Raw genomic sequence first — 18,623 nt, forward strand, 5'->3', positions numbered from 1 at the left:
CGACGGGATCGTCGCGGAAGACGGTGCGAAAGGCGCGCGAAGACGCTCAGCGCGCAGAGCTTGAAGACAATTCTACGACCTCGTGGGCCGCAGTGGCGACGTCCTCGTTCACGATGAGGTGATCGAACTCGTTCTGGGCGGCCAGTTCGACCTTCGCGGTGCGCAGGCGACGGGCCCGCTCCTCCGCTCCCTCGGTGCCGCGGCCGACCAGGCGATGCACCAGTTCGTCCCAGCTCGGAGGCAGCAGGAAGATGAGCGTCGCGGCCGGCTCGGCGCGCCGCACCTGGCGCGCACCCTGCAGGTCGATCTCGAGGAGGACGGTCTTCCCCTCGGCGAGAGCCGCGTCGATCGGGGCGCGAGGGGTGCCGTAGCGCGACTTGTTGTGGACGACCGCGTACTCGAGGAGCTCGTCCTCGGCGATCAGCCGGTCGAACTCGGCGTCGTCGACGAAGTAGTAGTGCACACCGTCGATCTCGCCCGGACGCGGCGGCCGGGTGGTCGCCGACACCGACAGGTGGATCTCCGGGTTGTGCTCCCGGATGTGCGCGGCCACCGTGCCCTTGCCGACGGCGGTCGGGCCGGCGAGCACGAGCAGACGGCTGCGCGCGCCGCGCGGAGACGGCACGGGGAACCGGGAGTCGAGCCATTCCTCCAGCACACGGCGCTGACGGGCGCCGAGGCCTCCGAGTCGCTTCACCGGGGAGATCTGCAGCTCCTCCAGCACGCGATCGCGCTTGCCGGCGCCGATCGCCGGGAGAGCCAGCAGGAAGTCGGTGATGCGCATGGACCCCTCGACCGAATCGGCATCCGCCGTCGCCCGGTGCAGCACCGCCTGGGGAGTCACCACCCGCATCGTGAGGTCGCGCTTGACGGAGGCCCGGGCACGGCGTCGCTCGACGGCGCGACGCGCGGCAGCGGCTCGGTCGACCTCGGGAACGGTCCTCTGCACGTCAGACACCGGCCACCTCGGGGTACTCGGAGGCACGCGCGGAGATGGCCTCGGCCAGATCCGTGGGGCCGGCGGAGAGGATGCTGCGGCTCTCGCTCGCGATCACGGCGTCGGACATCGCACCGAAGCGCGTCCGGAGATCCGCGGGCGTCGCGCCCTGGGCGCCGAAGCCCGGGGCGAGGATCGGGGCGAGGGGCGCGAACGGCTCGATGCCGGCCGCGGCCCAGTCCACGGTCGCGCCGATGACGAAGCCGAAGCTCCCCCACTCCCCCGTGCGGGCGGCCACGGCGTTGCGCTGCGAGACCTCCGCGACGATCGATGCCGACACGGTCGCGCCGGACGGGCTCTGGGACCGCTGGAGCCCCTCGGCCTCGGGGTTGCTGGTCGCGGCGAGCACGAAGAGCCCCTTCCCGTGCTCCTGAGCGAGGGCGAACGTCCCGGCCAGGGCGCCGACGCCGAGGAACGGGCTCACGGTCAGCGCGTCGGCCTCCAGAGGAGAGCCCGGCGTGAGCCAGGCGCGCGCGTAATCGTCCATCGTGGAGCCGATGTCGCCGCGCTTGGCGTCGGCGATCACGATCAGACCTGCGGCTCGAGCCGCGGCCATGACCTCTTCCAGCGCCGCGATGCCCTGCGACCCGAAGCGCTCGAAGAACGAGACCTGCGGCTTCACGATGCCGACGCGTCCGGTCGCCGCCTCGACGGTGCGGAGGCCGAACTCCCGGACGCCCTGCGCATCGTCGGCGAGCCCCCACGCGGCGAGCAGTGCCGCGTGGGGGTCGATGCCGACGCAGAGGGGTCCGCGCACGCTCAGCGCGGAGCGGACCCGCTCGCCGAAGCCTTCGCTCACAGCGCCGCCTTCCGGTCCAGCGCGTACTCCTGGAGGCTCTTCACCTGGAAGCCCTCGTGGGCCGCGTCCATCCCGCTCACGGCCGCGCCCAGCACGGCCATGGTCGTGAACAGGGCCTTGTCGGCGGCGACCGCCGCGGCACGGATCTCGTAGCCGTCGGCACGGGCCGCCCCACCGGACGGGGTGTTCACGACGATGTCGATCTCGCCCTCGTTGATGAGGTCCACGATGTTCTTCGCCCCGGACTCCTGCGTCGCGCTGTACTTCTCGACGACGGTCACCGCGATGCCGTTGCGCGAGAGGATCTCGGCGGTGCCCTCGGTCGCGACGATCGTGAAGCCGAGCTGCTGCAGGCGGTGCGCCGGAAGGATCACGGCACGCTTGTCCGAGTCGGCGACCGAGATGAACACGGTTCCCGAGGTCGGCATGCCGCCGTACGCCGCGGCCTGGCTCTTGGCGAAGGCGGTCGGGAAGTCGCGGTCGATGCCCATGACCTCACCGGTGGAGCGCATCTCCGGGCCGAGGACGGAGTCGACCGTCTTGCCGTCCGCGGTGCGGAAGCGCTTGAACGGGAGCACGGCCTCCTTGACCGAGACCGGGGCGTCGAGCGGAACCCGCGAGCCGTCCTGCTCGGGCAGCATGCCCTCGGCGCGGAGCTCGGCGATCGTGGAACCGGTCATGACGCGGCTCGCGGCCTTGGCCATCGGGATCCCCAGCGCCTTCGACACGAACGGGACCGTGCGGCTGGCGCGGGGGTTGGCCTCGATGACGTAGAGCACACCGGCGCTGATGGCGAACTGCACGTTCAGCAGTCCGCGCACGCCGACGCCCTTCGCGATGGCGAGGGTGGCCTCGCGCACACGGTCGACGTCGGTGCGGCCCAGCGAGACCGGCGGCAGGGTGCAGCTGGAGTCACCGGAGTGGATGCCGGCCTCCTCCAGGTGCTCCATGACGCCGCCGATGTACAGGTCCGTGCCGTCGAACAGCGCGTCCACGTCGAGCTCGATCGCATCGTCGAGGAAGCGGTCCACGAGGAGCGGCTTGCCCTCCTCGATGACGACCTCGCCCGCGGTGCGCACGAAGTAGTCGCGCAGCGAGGCGGTGTCGTAGACGATCTCCATGCCGCGGCCGCCGAGCACGAAGCTCGGACGCACCAGGACCGGGTAGCCGATCTCCTCGGCGATGCGCACGGCGCCCTCGACGTCGATCGCGGTGCCGTTGCGCGGTGCCACGAGACCCGCCTCGTCGAGCAGACGCGAGAAGAGCTCACGCTCCTCCGCCAGGTCGATCGCCTCAGGGCTGGTGCCGAGCACGGTGTAGCCCGCGGCCTCGATGCCCTTCGCGAGACCGAGCGGGGTCTGTCCGCCGAGCTGGCAGACGACGCCGAGGATGGTGCCGCTCGCCGCCTCCGCGTCGAGCACCTCCAGCACGTCTTCGAGCGTCAGCGGCTCGAAGTAGAGGCGGTCGGAGGTGTCGTAGTCGGTCGAGACCGTCTCGGGGTTGCAGTTAACCATGACGGTCTCGAAGCCGGCGTCCGACAGCGCGAACGAGGCGTGCACGCACGAGTAGTCGAACTCGACGCCCTGACCGATGCGGTTCGGGCCCGAGCCGATGATGACGACCTTGGTACGCTCGGACGGCGCGACCTCGGTCTCGAAGTCGTAGCTCGAGTAGTGGTACGGCGTCAGAGCCGGGAACTCGCCGGCGCAGGTGTCGACCGTCTTGTAGACCGGGCGGATGCCGAGCCCGTGGCGCACGCCGCGGACCTCGGCCTCGGTGATGCCGCGGAGCTCGGCGAGCTGCGCATCCGAGAAGCCGTGCTCCTTGGCGTAGCGGAGAGTCGCGGCATCCAGCTCGGGGGCCGTGCGCACGATCTCGGCGACCTCGTTGATCAGGACCATCTGATCGAGGAACCACGGGTCGATCGCGGTCGCGTCGAACGCCTGCTCGACGGTCGCGCCCTTGCGCAGCGCCTGCTGCAGCGTGACGATGCGGCCGTCGGTCGGGATCTTCGAGATCTCGAGCAGCTCCTCCATCGAGCGCTCCTCCACGCCCCAGTGGAAGCTCGACCCGCGCTTCTCCAGCGAGCGGAGCGCCTTCTGCAGCGCGGTCGCGTAGTTGCGGCCGATGGCCATCGCCTCGCCGACCGACTTCATGGTCGTGGTGAGGGTCGCATCGGCGGCCGGGAACTTCTCGAACGCGAAGCGCGGGACCTTGACGACCACGTAGTCGAGCGTCGGCTCGAAGCTGGCGGGGGTCACGCCCGTGATGTCGTTCGGGATCTCGTCGAGGCGGTAGCCGAGCGCGAGCTTGGCCGCGAGCTTGGCGATCGGGAAGCCGGTGGCCTTCGAGGCGAGCGCACTGGAGCGCGACACACGCGGGTTCATCTCGATCACGATGATGCGGCCGTTGGACGGGTCCACCGCGAACTGGATGTTGCAGCCACCGGTGTCGACGCCGACGGCGCGGATGATGTCGATGCCGATGTCGCGCATCTTCTGGTACTCGCGGTCCGTGAGCGTGAGGGCGGGAGCCACCGTGATCGAGTCGCCGGTGTGCACGCCGACCGGATCGACGTTCTCGATGGAGCAGACGACGACCGTGTTGTCGGCGGTGTCGCGCATGAGCTCGAGCTCGTACTCCTTCCAGCCGAGGATGGACTCCTCCAGGAGCACCTCGGTGGTGGGCGAGTCGCGCAGACCCGCGCCGGCGATGCGGCGGAGGTCTTCCTCGTCGTAGGCGAAGCCGGAACCCAGGCCGCCCATCGTGAAGCTCGGGCGGACCACCAGCGGGTAGCCGAGCTCGCCGGCGGCGGCCAGCACCTCGTCCATCGTGTGCGCGATGCGGGAGTCCGCCACGTCGGCACCGGCGTCGAGGACCAGCTGCTTGAAGATCTGACGGTCTTCGCCCTTGTTGATCGCCTCGAAGTTGGCGCCGATCAGCTCGACGTCGTACTTCTCGAGGATGCCGTGGTTGTGCAGCTCGATCGCGGCGTTCAGCGCCGTCTGACCGCCGAGGGTCGGGAGGATCGCGTCGGGGCGCTCCTTGGCGATGATCGTCTCGATGACCTGCCACGTGATCGGCTCGATGTACGTCGCGTCGGCGAAGTCGGGGTCGGTCATGATGGTGGCCGGGTTGGAGTTGACCAGGATGACCCGGACGCCCTCCTCGCGCAGCACGCGGCACGCCTGGGTGCCGGAGTAGTCGAACTCGCAGGCCTGGCCGATGACGATCGGGCCGGAGCCGATGACGAGGACGGAGTTGATGTCGTCGCGCTTGGGCATTACTTGGCGTCCTTCTTGCTCGCGATGACCAGGTCGCGGAAACGGTCGAAGAGGTAGTTGGCGTCGTGCGGTCCCGCTGCCGCCTCGGGGTGGTACTGCACCGAGAAGGCAGGGATGTCGAGGGCGCGCAGGCCCTCCACGACGTTGTCGTTGAGGCCGACGTGGCTGACCTCGACCTTGCCGTAGCCGTTCGGGCTGTCGAAGGTGCCCTCGATCGGCGCCTCGACCGCGAAGCCGTGGTTGTGGGCCGTGATCTCGACCTTGCCGGTCTCCTTGTCGAGAACCGGCTGGTTGATGCCGCGGTGGCCGAAGGGCAACTTGTAGGTGCCGAGTCCCAGGGCGCGACCGAGCAGCTGGTTGCCGAAGCAGATGCCGAAGAACGGCAGCCCGTCGTCGAGCACCGAGCGCAGCAGCTCGACGTGGTCGCCCGAGGCCGCGGGGTCGCCGGGGCCGTTCGAGTAGAAGACCGCGACCGGATCGATCGCGCGGATCTCCTCGATCGTCACGCTCTGCGGGAGCACGTGCACCTCGAAGCCGCGCGCGGCGAGGTTGTCGATCGTCGCCTGCTTCACACCGAGGTCCAGCACGGCGAGGTTGCCGATCCGCTCCCCCATCGCGGTCGTCACCGTGGCGACGTCGACCGAGACCTCGGCGGACAGGTTGCGTCCTGCCATCTCGGGCGCCTCGCGGACGATGCGCACCTGCTCCTCGGGGTCGAGTGCGGCGTCCGCACCCGAGAAGATGCCACCGCGCATGGAGCCGGCCGAACGGATGTGGCGGGTGATCGATCGGGTGTCGATGCCGCTGATGCCGACGACGCCGTCCTCGACGAGCACGTCGTCGAGCGAGGCGTTCGCGCGCCAGTTCGACACGACGCGCGAGGGGTCGCGCACGATGTAGCCGGCGACCCAGATGCGGCGGGACTCCGCGTCCTCGTCGTTCATGCCGGTGTTGCCGATGTGCGGAGCGGTCTGCAGCACGATCTGGCCGGCGTACGAGGGGTCGGTGATCGTCTCCTGGTAGCCGGACATGCCGGTGGCGAAGACGACCTCGCCGAGGGTGCGGCCGCGGGCGCCGTAGGCGCGTCCGAGGTGGCGGGTGCCGTCCTCCAGGACGAGCACGGCGGGATCGGGGAGCTGGGCCGCGGGGGCCTGCCCGGAGGTTGTCGAGAGGGTCATGACGTTGCTCCTGTGTCGGGGGCGGCGGGGACGAGCCGCTGCAGGTCGGAGATGAGGTTCTGGGGGTCGCCGGTGGCGAGGCGCAGGTAGCTGTCGACGATGGTGTCGTCATCGATGTGCCACGCGATGCGCACGAGGCCGCCGGGCTCCACGACGCGGTCGATCGTGACCGTGGCGCGGTCGACGGAGACGATCCGGTCGGTCGCGAGGAAGACCGTCGGCGTGCCGTCGAGGCAGAGGGCGATGCCGCGATCCGTGACGGCGATCTCGCCGCGCGCCCGGTACGCGAGAGGCGACACCGCGAGGCGCTCGAGCGGCTGTCCGTGTCGTGTCGTGGACACGTACAGCACCTCGTCGCGACGGGTGACCTCCGCATGCTCCGGAACGCCCAGCGGGGCCGTGTACACGGAGTCGCGGCGGATTCGTCGTCGCCAGGCGAGGAGCATGACCAGGAGCACCAGGAGGGCGACCGCGACGGTGATCGCGACGGCCAGATCCCGAGCGCTCATGCGCCGAGCTCCGCGACGACGCTGCCGCCGTCGACCGTGAGGACGCCGCCGTGGAGCGTGTACTCCACCCGTCCGGGAAGGGCCCGCCCGAGGTACGGCGAGTTCACGCTGCGACCGTGGAGGTCGGCCTCGGTGAAGACGCCGTCGACCGAGGCGTCGTAGAGCGTGATCTGCGCGGGCCGCCCGACCTCGAGCGGAGTGCCGTGCCCCGCGAGGCGACCGATCCGCGCCGGCGTCGAGCTCATGACCCGCGCCACGTCCGACCAGCCGATGAGTCCGGTCTGCACCATCGACTGGTGCACCACGCGCAGTGCGCTCTCGAGACCCACCATGCCGTTCGCGGCCGCCTGCCACTCGCAGGCCTTGTGCTCGCTCGGGTGCGGAGCGTGGTCGGTCGCGACGATGTCGATCGTGCCGTCCGCGAGGCCTTCGCGCACCGCGAGGACATCCTCTTCGCGGCGCAGCGGCGGGTTCACCTTGTAGCGCGCGTCGTAGCCGCGGACGAGCTCGTCGGTCAGCAGCAGGTGGTGCGGGGTGACCTCGGCGGTGACGTTGATCCCCCGCTTCTTGGCCCAGCGGATGATGTCCACCGAACCCGCGGTCGAGAGGTGGCACACGTGCAGCCGCGAGCCGACGTGCTCGGCGAGCAGGACGTCGCGGGCGATGATCGACTCCTCGGCGACGGCGGGCCAGCCGGCGAGGCCGAGCTCCGCCGAGACCGTGCCCTCGTTCATCTGCGCCCCCTCGGTGAGGCGGGGGTCCTGCGCATGCTGAGCGATGACGCCGTCGAAGGACTTCACGTACTCGAGTGCGCGACGCATGATGAGCGGGTCGAACACGCAGAATCCGTCGTCGCTGAAGAGGCGCACCTGTGCGCGCGAGGTCGCCATCGCACCCAGTTCGGCGAGGCGTTCGCCCTTCTGGCCGACGGTGACGGCTCCGATGGGCTGCACCGTGGCGTAGCCCGCGGCCTCGCCGAGGGCGAGCTCCTGCTCCACCACCCCGGCGGTGTCGGCGACCGGCGATGTGTTGGGCATCGCGAAGACGGCGGTGAAACCGCCGGCGGCCGCAGCCCTCGTCCCGGTGAGGATCGTCTCGGAGGCCTCATAGCCGGGCTCGCGCAGATGCGTGTGCAGGTCGACGAGGCCCGGCAGCGCGACGAGTCCCGCCGCGTCGATGACCCGGGCGCCGGAGCGGTGCAGTCCGCTGCCGATCTCGGCGATCCGGCCGTCCTCGATGATGATGTCGGCGCTCTCCGCGCCGAGCAGCTGTGCACCGGTGATGACGAGGGTCTCGTTCACAGGTCTCCCCCTCGTTCGTCGTCTCGTTCCCCTGCCAGCAGCAGGTACAGCACCGCCATGCGGACGGACACCCCGTTCGTGACCTGTTCCAGCACCGTCGAGCGGGGGGAATCGGCTGCTTCCGAGGAGATCTCCAGTCCCCGGTTCATGGGTCCGGGGTGCATCACAATGCTACCGCTCGGAAGAGCGGCCACACGCCGTGCGTCCAGGCCCCAGCGACGGGAATACTCCCGCTCAGTCGGGAAATACGCCGCATTCATCCGTTCCAGCTGGATGCGCAGCATCATCACCGCGTCCGGCTCGTCCGCCAGCGCCTGATCCAGGTCGTAGACGACACGGACCGGCCACAGCGAGACGTTCTGCGGCACCAGCGTCGGCGGAGACACGAGAGTGACCTCCGCGCCGAGCGTGGTGAGCAGCCACACGTTCGAGCGGGCGACCCGCGAATGCAGGACGTCGCCGACGATCACGACGCGCAGACCGCTCAGGTCCCGGCCGCGGCTGTCGGCGCCGAAACGACGCTTGCGGATCGTGAAAGCGTCGAGCAGTGCCTGCGTCGGGTGCTCGTGCGTGCCGTCCCCGGCGTTCACGACCCCGGCGGAGATCCAGCCGCTCGTCGCCAGGGTCTGCGGCGCACCGGAACCCGGATGACGGACCACGACCGCGTCGGCGCCGATGGCCTCGAGGGTCTGGGCGGTGTCCTTGAGGCTCTCGCCCTTCGAGACGCTGGAGCCCTTCGCGGCGAAGTTGATCACATCGGCGGACAGGCGCTTGGCCGCGGCCTCGAAGGAGATGCGGGTCCGGGTCGAGTCCTCGAAGAAGAGGTTCACGACGGTCTTGCCGCGCAGCGTCGGGAGCTTCTTGACCTCCCGGGACTGCGTGTCGGACATGTCCTCCGCGACGTCGAGGATGCGCAGCGCGGTGGCGCGGTCGAGCGTGCGGGTGTCGAGGAGGTGTCTCATTCGCCGATCGTCACCTCCTCGGCCCCGTCGTTCTCGAAGAGGCGCACGTTGACCCGCTCGGTGCGGGCGGAGGGGATGTTCTTGCCGATGAAGTCCGGACGGATCGGGAGCTCGCGGTGGCCGCGGTCGACGAGGATGGCGAGGCGTACGACGGCCGGGCGGCCGATGGACTGGATCGCGTCGAGCGCCGCGCGGATGCTGCGCCCGGAGAAGAGCACGTCGTCGACGAGCACGACGGTTTTGCCGTCGATGCCGCCGACCGGGATCTCGGTGGGCTGCGGAGAGCGGGTCGGGTGCTTGGCGAGGTCATCGCGGAAGAGCGTGACGTCGAGCGAGCCGACCGGGACGGACTGCTGGGCGATCTCGCTGATCAGCAGGCCGAGGCGATGGGCGAGAGTGACGCCGCGGGTCGGGATGCCCAGCAGGACGAGATTCTCGGCCCCTCGATTGGACTCGAGGATCTCGTGCGCGATTCGGGTCAACGCTCGTGAGATGTCGGCTTCGTGCAGCACAGTGCGCATGCTCATCGGCCGCTCCCTTCTCCGCCTCACAGGACGGTGTTAAAGGTTGCTTGTGACGTCAGTCTATCGGAGCGCGGCGACTCCGGCGGATCAGCTCGCCTCCTGCAGCACGGGGTCGGTGACCTCGTCGATCTTGGAAGATCGGATCGCATGCCCGGCGGTCGACAGGCAACGACCGGTCTTCAGGTCCCACTTCCAGTCGTGCATGCTGCACGTGAGGATGCCGTCCTCGTCGACCGTTCCCGTACGGGTGAGGTCGGCGCGGAGGTGCGGGCAGCGGCGCTGCACGACCCAGTCGCCGATCTCGGCGTCCTCGGTCTGGTCGGTCTGCTCCTGGTACCAGTTCTCGACGTACTCGATGCGGTCGACCGAGAGGCACTTGAGGAACGTGGTGAGGAACTCGTTGAACTTGCCGCTGCGGCCCACCGAGAACTGCATCGACAGGAAGATCGAGTTCGACCAGTCGATCTCGTGGTCGACGATGTTCGTCGAGACGAGGTCGGCCGGGATCGTGTACCAGTACACGCACTCCTCGCCCGCGTACTCGCGGACCTTCGCGCGCGGGAAGTCCACGACCATGTCGAGGTCGCCGATGCGGAAGCGCACGCATCCGCCGACGCCGAGCCGGATCGTGCGGGACTTCTTCAGCAGCGGCTCCCACCAGGTCTTGATCGCCTCGAGCATCTCGGCGGGAGGGATGATCTCGGCGCGGGATGCCTCCTCATCGCGGATCTCCTGCTGACGGGACGCGCGCTGCTCCTCGAGGTACTCCCACTTCTCATCGAAGATGTGCGAGATCTCGGCCTCGGTGTAGAGGGTCTGCTCGCTCGTGACGACTCCCCCGTCGACCGTGACGACGGTGCCGGGGATGAAGAGCTGGCCGTCGTACTGCGGCGCGAGCTCCTTCATGTGCGCGAGGAACTGCTTCTGATCCGTGAAGATCGACTCGCCGTTCTTGCCGAGGCCGTTGAAGTCGAACAGGTCGTCGCGGAGGAACATGGGCGGGCCGGCCATCGGGAAGACGTGCGGGGCGTCGACCTTCTCGATGTAGTACATGGCGCGCTTGTTCTGGGCCTCGCGCTTGAGCCGGGCGAAGTTCTGCTTCGCATCCAGCGGCAGGTCGTAGACCATGGGCCACCAGATCGCGCCGGAGACCTGGGTGAAGTAGGCGTCGGGCTTGCCGAAGTCGAGCAGCTTCTCGAGGTCGAGCGGGTGCGAGTCGTTCTGGTTCAGCACCGATCCGGTGCCGTCGTCGACGCTCAGGGAGGAGTCGCCGATGGGCCCGTCGCTCGGAGCGCGCAGCGGCGTGATCATCATCTTGAGCTCGCCGCGCTGGATCACCTGGCCCGCGGGGGCGTAGGTGATGTTGGTGTAGCCGAGCGCGCGGAGATCCTTCTCGAGGTCGTCGGTCGGGTACTCCGGCAGCAGCACCTCGATGTCCTTGCGGATGTACCGTTCGAGGAGCTTCGGGTCGAAGTGGTCACGGTGGCGGTGCGAGATCCACAGGAAGTCGGCGTCGCGCCCGAAGCGCTCCCAGTCGAGACCGCGGTTGTCGGGGAACGGGAACCAGGATCCGTAGAACGACGGTCCGAGGACCGGGTCGCAGATGATGTTCCCGCCCAACGTCTCGATGAACATCCCGGCGTGGCCGAGTCCCGTGATCCGCATTGCATTCCTCCCGAAAGTGAACCGTTCGATTGTACCGAGGGCTCCCTGTGCGCCCGGTCGACTCGGCCGTGAGTATTCCGGTCAGCGCTCGAACAGCCCTCGGATGTCGTCGGCGGAGAGCGACTGCGCGAACAGCGCCTCGTCGTCGAGGACCGCCGTGAACAGGCGCGCCTTGCGGCGCTGCAGGTCGAGCACCTTCTCCTCGATCGTGCCGGTGGCGATCATCCGGTAGACGAACACCTGGCTGTCCTGGCCGATGCGGTGCGTGCGGTCGACGGCTTGCGCCTCGGCGGCCGGGTTCCACCACGGGTCGAGCAGGAACACGTAGTCGGCCTCGGTCAGCGTGAGGCCGAAACCGCCGGCTTTCAGACTGATCAGGAACACCGGCTGCTCCCCCGAGGTGAAGCCCTCGACGACCTTCTGGCGATGGCGGGTCGATCCGTCCAGATGCGCGTAAGGGATGCCGGCCGCCTCCAGACGCGCGGCCGCCATGTCGAGGAACGTCGTGAACTGGCTGAAGACGAGCGCCCGGTGCCCCTCGGCCTGCAGCTCGATCACGCGCTCGAGCAGAACATCGAGCTTGCGGGAGCCGATCTTGGCATCCTCGGGGTCGATGAGTCCCGGCGCCAGGCTGAGCATGCGCATCAGGGTGAGCGAACGGAACACGATGAAGCGGTTGCGGTCGAGGTCTTCCAGCAGCCCCAGCACCTTCTGGCGCTCGCGCTGGAGGACCGTCTCGTAGAGGGCGCGGTGCGAGGCGCTGAGCTCGACCTCGAGGATCTGCTCCTGCTTGGGCGGAAGCTCGGGGGCGACGAGCTCTTTGGTGCGGCGCAGGAGCAGCGGTCGGATCCGTCGGCGCAGTTGCTCGAGGCGACGCTGGCGATAGGCCCCGCCCTCCTCGTTCTCCGGCACCTTCCCCTGCTCGATCGGCTGGATGTACCGCTCGCGGAACTTGCGCGCCGAGGCGAAGAGACCGGGGGCCGTGAGCTTCAACAGGGCCCACAGCTCACTGAGGCTGTTCTCCATCGGCGTGCCGGTGACCGCGAAGGTGACGTCGGCGCGGAACGATGCGACCGCACGGTGCAGCTTCGTCTCCGGGTTCTTCACGAACTGCGCCTCGTCCAGGATGAGCCCCGCCCATTCGACTCCTGCGTACTCGGTCTCGTCGAGTCGGGCGACGGCATAGGTCGTGATGACGAGGTCGACGTCGAGGATGGCATCGGCCAGCCGCGGCCCCTGGGTGCTGGCCCTGAGCAGCGTGCGCATTGTCGGGGCGAAGCGCGCAGCTTCGTCCCTCCAGGTGGCGAGCACCGAGGTGGGCACCACGACGAGGAAGGGGCGCCGCTCCCCCGACTCACGGGCATGCACGATGAGGGCGAGCAGCTGCAGCGTCTTCCCCAGGCCCATGTCGTCGGCGAGGATGCCGCCGAGGCGATGGCCCCAGAGGAAGGCGAGCCAGTTCAGGCCCTCCCTCTGGTACGGACGGAGTTCGGCTGTGACGCCGCGGGGTACAGGCACCTCCGGGACCGACCCCGCGCGACGCAGGCCCTCTGCGGTCGCGCGCCAGGTCACCGCGGGAAGCGCTTCGTCGGCGAGGTCTTCGAAGTCCTCCCACAGGTCGGTCTGGTGACGGCTGATCCGGGGGCCGGTCTCCCACTCGTCGAGCTCGCCCGACTCGTCGATCAGCTCCCGCAGACGATCGAGGGCGTGGTGGCTCAGGGAGAAGTAGCTGCCGTCGACGAGGAGGAGCTTCTTCTTCCCCTTGCTGAGCGCCGTGAACAGGGGCTCGAAGGGGATCGTGCGCCCATCGATCTTGACCAGCACCCCGAGATCGAACCAGTCGGGATCTGTGCTCTCGACCGTCGTCACGGTGATCTCCGGCTCGCCCGTCAGCTCGTGATAGCTCTTGCGTCGGCCCGAGACGGAGACCGTGACACCCTCGGCTTCGAGCGCGGGCACCGTGCGGGTGACGAACTCGGCCGCGGCGACGTCATGGAACGATCCCGTCGGAGCGATCGTCTCACCCAGATGCTCCGTCCAAACCGCCTGGAGCGCATCGCGGAGCGCATCTTCGGCGGCCACGTCGCGCACGGCGTCTCCGCCCGGCGGGAACGGGACCCGTCCGAACCCGCGGTAATCCCACTCGAACGTGTACTTGACCGTGTCGCCGCGCAGGAAGGACAGGTCGAGCACCGGTCGGGGTGCGGGCAGCTCCGGCAGCTCGACGCGACCGACCGGACGCACCTCGATCCGACGGGCGAGCAGCGGATAGGCGTCGCGGAAGAAAGCGGCTTCGTCGCGCGCGGGCACCTCGAGCCCGGTCCTGGCGGCGAGCAGCGCGTGCACCGGTTCTGCCATCGGCGCCTCGGCAAGCGTCACGCGCAGCTTCGTGCCGTGTTGCGCGACCTCGTACAGCCCGCTGTGACCGATCGTCTGCACGTCGGCGGGGTCGGCGTCGCGGCCGTCGATCATGATGTCCGGGCGCACGACGAGCTCGCCCCCGTCGTCACGCCCGACCGTCGCGCCGATCGAGGCGCGTTCGGCGAGCACGACGGTCGTGCTCTTCTGCGTGGCGATGAGCGGGATATCGACGTCGGCCGCCGCGCGCAGATGGCCCCAGAGAAGCCCGGACTCGATCAGATCGGCGACCAGCCAGTCGCCCGCCGTTCCGGAGAGCAGCGTGTCGCGCGCGATGCTGAGCAGATCGGCGAACCATCGGGAGCGGTCGCGTCCGTACTGCGTCGGCGATCGTCGCACCGCGTCCCAGGTCGCCGCTCCCTGCACCCAGGCGCCGGTCGCCGCGCTCTTCTCGAGCGGCCGGATGCCGAGCAGGATCTCGCCGGTGCGCTTCGCCACGTCGCGCGCGCTCGCAGTCCGCTGCGGGCGGGACGCCCAGGGGTTCGCCCCACGCCCGTCGCGCACACGGAGCTCGACCCCCAGCGCGAGCGGCGTCGCCGCATCCTCACGCGGGGCTCCGAGGATGGAACGCCAGTCTGCGGACGACGAGCCCTCCGGGCGGGAGGCGTCGTTCGGGAGGGGCATGTCCCCATCCTCTCCGACACCGCCGACAGTGCCTCGTGTCGGACGGGTCAGGCGGCGCGGGCCACCCGGGCGAGGACGCCGTGCACGAACGCACCGGAGTCGTCGGTCGAGAACTCCTTCGCGAGCTCGACGGCCTCATCGATCGCGACGGCCGTCGGCACCTCGTCGTTGTGCAGGATCTCCCACACGGCGATGCGCAGCAGGGCGCGGTCGACGGCGGGCATCCGCTCCAGCTTCCAGTCCCTGCTGTGCGTGGTGATCTGCTCGTCGATCTCGTCGCGCGCATCGATGATGCCGTCGACGATCTCCCGCGCATAGAGCCAGGAGGCCTCGCGGGCGGGCTCGCTCGCCGCGCGCTTGGCCTCGGCGGCCAGGGTCACGGCGAGGTCGTCACCGCGCACATCGGCGGAGAACAGGATGTCGAGAGCGCGCTTGCGCGCCTTCGTCCGGGCGCTCACGCCTTACTTCTCGCGGCCGAGGTAGTCACCCGTGCGGGTGTCGACCTTGACCTTGGTGCCGGTCTCGAGGAACAGCGGCACCTGGATCTCGTAGCCGGTCTCGAGCGTGGCGGGCTTGGTGCCGGCCGACGAGCGGTCGCCCTGCAGGCCGGGCTCCGTGTAGGTGACCTCGAGGATCACGGACGCGGGGAGGTCGATGTACAGCGGGTTGCCGTTGTTCATCGCGATGGTCACCTGCTGGTTCTCGAGCAGGAAGTTCTTCGCGTCGCCCACCGTCGCGGCGCCGACCGTGATCTGGTCGAAGTCGGTCTGGTCCATGAAGACGTAGCCGTCGCCATCGGTGTACAGGTACGTGTAGTCGCGGCGGTCGACGTTCTCGATCTCGATCTTCGCGCCCGCGTTGTACGTGCGGTCGACCGTCTTGCCGGAGACGACGTTCTTCAGCTTGGTGCGCACGAACGCGCCACCCTTGCCGGGCTTGACGTGCTGGAACTCGATGACGCTCCAGAGCTGCCCGTCGATGCTGAGGACGACGCCGTTCTTGATGTCTGCGGTAGATGCCATGCGCTGCGAGTTCCGTTCGTGAGTCTGCGGGGTCGGACGAGGCCGACAGTCGATTCTAAGGGATGAGTGCGGCGAGCTGTCGCACGGCGTCTGCGTAGCCCTGGACGCCGCGCCCGACCACGCGGACCGCGGCGACGTCATCGAGGTAGGAGTGGTGCCGGAACTCCTCGCGCGCGTACACGTCGGAGATGTGCACCTCGGCGAACGGCAGGGACACTCCCGTGAGCGCGTCGCGCAGCACGACGGAGGTGTGGGTGAGACCCCCGGGGTTGATGACGATGCCGACGCAGTCCTCGCGTGCGGCGTGGATCGCGTCGATCAGCACGCCTTCGTGATTGCTCTGCACGGCGGCCACCTCGAAGCCGACCTCGGCCGCGGCATCCGCGGTGAGCTGCTCCACGTCGGCGAGCGTGGCCGTTCCGTACAGCTCGGGCTCGCGCGTTCCCAGCAGGTTGAGGTTCGGTCCGTTCACGAGGAGGATGCGGCGGCTCACGCTCCGACCTCCTGGTAGGCCGCGAACAGCAGCGACTCGTCCGGAGCCTGCAGCACGGTGGGCTTCGCGATGTCGTCGAGCAGGATGAAGCGCAGCATCCCGCCGCGGCTCTTCTTGTCGCGCTGCATCGTCGCGAGCAGCTGCGGCCACGCGCCGGCCCGGTACGAGGTGGGAAGGCCCAGCGACTCGAGGATGGTGCGGTGACGCTCGGCCGCCGCGTCCGAGAGGCGTCCGGCCAGACGGGAGAGCTCCGCCGCGTACAGCATGCCCACCGAGATCGCCGCGCCGTGACGCCAGCGGTAGCGCTCGGCGTGCTCGATCGCGTGCCCGAGCGTGTGCCCGTAGTTGAGGATCTCGCGGAGCCCCGCCTCACGGAAGTCGTCCGAGACGACCTTCGCCTTCATGTCGATCGCGAGCTCGACGGTGCGACGGAACTCCTCGCTGGTCGGGTCGACCGCACGGGTCGGGTCGGCCTCGATGATGTCGAGGATCTCCGGCGCCCAGATGAACCCGGCCTTCACGACCTCCGCGAATCCCGCGGTCGCCTCGTTCGGGCTGAGGCTCGCGAGCTCGTCGAGGTCGCCCACCACCGCGCTCGGCGCCCAGAAGGCACCGACGAGGTTCTTGCCCTCCGCGGTGTTCACGCCGGTCTTGCCGCCGACGGCCGCATCGACGAGACCGAGGACGGTGGTCGGTACCTGGATCAGCTGGACGCCGCGCAGCCAGGTCGCGGCGACGAAGCCGGCGAGGTCGGTGACCGAGCCCCCGCCGTAGCCGATGACGGCATCGCTGCGCGTGAAGTCCGCCTGCCCCATGACCTGCCAGCAGAAGGCCGCGACCTCGATGCGCTTGCCCTGCTCCGCATCCGGGATCTCGGCGAGCAGCACCTCACGGGGGCCGTCGGCCGTGTCCGCGAGCAGTCTGTCGCGCAGCTCGGCGGCACGGGCCGCGAGTGTCGGCGGGTGCACGACGAGGATCTTGCGCACGCCCGGCGCGAGGGCGGCCGAGACCCGGTCGAGGATCCCCCGTCCGATCGTGATGTCGTAGGTGTCGTTCCCCGTGACGCTGATGGTCGTCGTGCTCATCGCTGCTCTCTCCTCCATGCCACGATCTCGTCCGCGATCTTCTGCATCGGACGACGTGAGGTGTCGAAGGTCGCCGATGACACCTCGGCGTACCACCCGCGACGCTCCTCGAAGATCCTCTTCCACCGCTCGAGCGGGTCCTCCCCCGCCAGCAGCGGGCGGTTGCTGCCGCGCAGCCGGTCGGCCACGGCCTCGGCGCTCACCGTCAGGAACACCACCGGGTGCTGCTGCAGCAGGTCGCGCGTCGCCGCCTCCGTCACCGCTCCTCCGCCCAGGGAGATCACTCCGCCCTCCGCCAACGCCTCGGCGACGGCGGCGCGCTCCAGGTCGCGAAAGTGCGCCTCGCCGTGCTCGGCGAAGATGCCGGGGATCGGACCGTGCGTCGCGACGATGCGCTTGTCGGTGTCGATGAAGGCGACGCCGAGCCGGCGGGCCACGCGCCTGCCGACGCTGGTCTTGCCGGCGGCCATCGGGCCGACCAGCACCAGCGTCAGCGGATCAGCCTCGCTCGTCATGCGCGATGAGCGCCGCCTCGGACGCGGGTGCCGTGCGCAGCTCCGCGGGGATGCCGGCGAGGTACCCCTCGAGGTTGCGGCGCGTCTCTCGGATGCTGTCGCCGCCGAACTTCTCCAGCACGGCGTTCGCGAGCTCGACCGCGACCATGGCCTCGGCGACCACGCCCGCGGCGGGCACGGCGCACACGTCGGAGCGCTGGTGGTGGGCCGTGGCGTCGTCGCCCGTGGCGATGTCGATCGTGCGCAGCGCGTGCGGGACCGTGGCGATCGGCTTCATGCCGGCGCGCACACGGAGCACGGTTCCCGTGGACATGCCGCCCTCGGTGCCACCGGCGCGGTCGGATCCGCGCGTGATGCCGTCCGCCGTGGCGAAGAGCTCGTCGTGCGCAGCGGAACCTCGGCGGCGCGTGGTCTCGAAGCCGTCGCCGACCTCGACGCCCTTGATCGCCTGGATGCTCATGAGCGCCTGCGCGAGGCGCGCGTCGAGACGCCGGTCCCACTGCACATGCGAACCGAGTCCCGGCGGAAGACCGTAGGCGAGGACCTCGACGATGCCGCCCAGCGTGTCGCCGTCCTTCTTGGCATCATCGACCTCGGCGACCATCAACGCGGAGGTCGCGGGGTCGAAGCAGCGCAGCGGATCGGCATCCAGGACGTCGACGTCGTCCGGCGTCGGGAGCGGGGATCCGGCGGGGACCTGCACCGGTCCGATCGACAGCGTGTGGCTGACGAGGCGGATGCCGAGCTCGCCCAGGAACGAGCGCGCGATCGCACCGAGGGCCACGCGTGCGGCGGTCTCGCGGGCGCTGGCGCGCTCGAGGATCGGACGGGCCTCGTCGAAGTCGTACTTCTGCATGCCGACGAGGTCGGCGTGTCCGGGGCGCGGGCGCGTCAGCGGAGCACTGCGTCCGCGGGATTTGTCGGTGAGTTCGACGGGCTCGGGGTTCATGACCTCGATCCACTTCGGCCACTCGGTGTTGCCGATGCGCAGGGCGATCGGGCTGCCGAGGCTCTTGCCATGACGGACGCCGCCGGAGAGCGTCAGCTCGTCCTGCTCGAACTTCATGCGCGAGCCGCGGCCGTAGCCCAGCTTGCGACGAGCGAGGTCGGCCTGGATGGCCTCGGACGACACCGGAACGCCGGAGGGCAGACCCTCCATGACGGCGATGAGTTCTGGGCCGTGCGATTCGCCGGCCGTGAGCACGCGGAGCATTGCTCCAGTCTCCCATGTGTTCGCACCCTCGCCG

The 18,623-nt window shown here is 69.6% G+C and carries 16 protein-coding genes; all 16 read right to left on the reverse strand.

Annotated features, from left to right (window positions below; genetic code table 11):
- Positions 1–46: 46 nt before the first annotated feature.
- The 16 genes from gmk to aroC all read right to left on the reverse strand — a co-directional run bounded on the left by gmk (position 47) and on the right by aroC (position 18,589).
- A complete protein-coding gene (gmk, locus tag MME74_RS09300) occupies positions 47–958 on the reverse strand; it encodes a guanylate kinase (RefSeq protein ID WP_267414538.1) in 912 nt (303 codons plus the stop codon).
- Positions 951–1,796 carry an orotidine-5'-phosphate decarboxylase gene (gene pyrF / locus MME74_RS09305; RefSeq protein WP_267414540.1) on the reverse strand — a complete coding sequence of 282 codons (846 nt, stop codon included), beginning with the start codon at positions 1,794–1,796 and terminating at the stop codon, positions 951–953. Before pyrF ends, gmk begins: the two co-directional genes overlap by 8 nt.
- Entirely contained in the window at positions 1,793–5,080 is a 3,288-nt protein-coding gene (gene carB / locus MME74_RS09310) for a carbamoyl-phosphate synthase large subunit (protein WP_267414542.1), read from the reverse strand. Before carB ends, pyrF begins: the two co-directional genes overlap by 4 nt.
- The gene (gene carA, locus MME74_RS09315) at positions 5,080–6,258 is read right to left on the reverse strand and encodes a glutamine-hydrolyzing carbamoyl-phosphate synthase small subunit (RefSeq protein ID WP_267414544.1); all 1,179 of its coding nucleotides are present in this window, start codon (positions 6,256–6,258) and stop codon (positions 5,080–5,082) included. Before carA ends, carB begins: the two co-directional genes overlap by 1 nt.
- Entirely contained in the window at positions 6,255–6,767 is a 513-nt protein-coding gene (locus tag MME74_RS09320) for a hypothetical protein (protein WP_267414546.1), read from the reverse strand. Before MME74_RS09320 ends, carA begins: the two co-directional genes overlap by 4 nt.
- A complete protein-coding gene (locus tag MME74_RS09325) occupies positions 6,764–8,068 on the reverse strand; it encodes a dihydroorotase (protein WP_267414548.1) in 1,305 nt (434 codons plus the stop codon). Before MME74_RS09325 ends, MME74_RS09320 begins: the two co-directional genes overlap by 4 nt.
- The gene (locus tag MME74_RS09330; protein WP_267414550.1) at positions 8,065–9,030 is read right to left on the reverse strand and encodes an aspartate carbamoyltransferase catalytic subunit; all 966 of its coding nucleotides are present in this window, start codon (positions 9,028–9,030) and stop codon (positions 8,065–8,067) included. Before MME74_RS09330 ends, MME74_RS09325 begins: the two co-directional genes overlap by 4 nt.
- Complete coding sequence (gene pyrR, locus MME74_RS09335) at positions 9,027–9,557, reverse strand: bifunctional pyr operon transcriptional regulator/uracil phosphoribosyltransferase PyrR (protein WP_267414552.1); 531 nt, start codon at positions 9,555–9,557, stop codon at positions 9,027–9,029. Before pyrR ends, MME74_RS09330 begins: the two co-directional genes overlap by 4 nt.
- An 84-nt stretch (positions 9,558–9,641) precedes the next feature.
- Positions 9,642–11,219, reverse strand: coding sequence for a Rieske 2Fe-2S domain-containing protein (locus MME74_RS09340; RefSeq protein WP_267414554.1), 1,578 nt, complete (start codon positions 11,217–11,219; stop codon positions 9,642–9,644).
- 81 nt (positions 11,220–11,300) lie between these two features.
- Positions 11,301–14,261: a DEAD/DEAH box helicase gene (locus tag MME74_RS09345; protein ID WP_267414555.1), complete on the reverse strand. Its 2,961-nt coding sequence runs from the start codon at positions 14,259–14,261 to the stop codon at positions 11,301–11,303.
- Between the two features lie 47 nt (positions 14,262–14,308).
- Entirely contained in the window at positions 14,309–14,719 is a 411-nt protein-coding gene (nusB, locus tag MME74_RS09350) for a transcription antitermination factor NusB (RefSeq protein ID WP_267414557.1), read from the reverse strand.
- A 3-nt stretch (positions 14,720–14,722) separates the two neighbouring features.
- Complete coding sequence (gene efp / locus MME74_RS09355) at positions 14,723–15,283, reverse strand: elongation factor P (RefSeq protein WP_267414559.1); 561 nt, start codon at positions 15,281–15,283, stop codon at positions 14,723–14,725.
- A gap of 55 nt (positions 15,284–15,338) precedes the next feature.
- Positions 15,339–15,776 (reverse strand): type II 3-dehydroquinate dehydratase, encoded by a 438-nt coding sequence (gene aroQ / locus MME74_RS09360; RefSeq protein WP_267414560.1) that lies wholly within the window; start codon positions 15,774–15,776, stop codon positions 15,339–15,341.
- On the reverse strand, positions 15,773–16,861 hold the full coding sequence (gene aroB / locus MME74_RS09365) for a 3-dehydroquinate synthase (RefSeq protein ID WP_267414562.1): 1,089 nt from the start codon (positions 16,859–16,861) through the stop codon (positions 15,773–15,775). Before aroB ends, aroQ begins: the two co-directional genes overlap by 4 nt.
- Positions 16,858–17,376, reverse strand: coding sequence for a shikimate kinase (locus MME74_RS09370; RefSeq protein ID WP_267414563.1), 519 nt, complete (start codon positions 17,374–17,376; stop codon positions 16,858–16,860). Before MME74_RS09370 ends, aroB begins: the two co-directional genes overlap by 4 nt.
- Positions 17,360–18,589, reverse strand: coding sequence for a chorismate synthase (gene aroC / locus MME74_RS09375; RefSeq protein ID WP_267414565.1), 1,230 nt, complete (start codon positions 18,587–18,589; stop codon positions 17,360–17,362). Before aroC ends, MME74_RS09370 begins: the two co-directional genes overlap by 17 nt.
- Positions 18,590–18,623: the final 34 nt, after the last annotated feature.

It is taken from the genome of Microbacterium oxydans, from assembly GCF_026559675.1.
Taxonomy (GTDB): Bacteria; Actinomycetota; Actinomycetes; order Actinomycetales; family Microbacteriaceae; genus Microbacterium; species Microbacterium oxydans_D.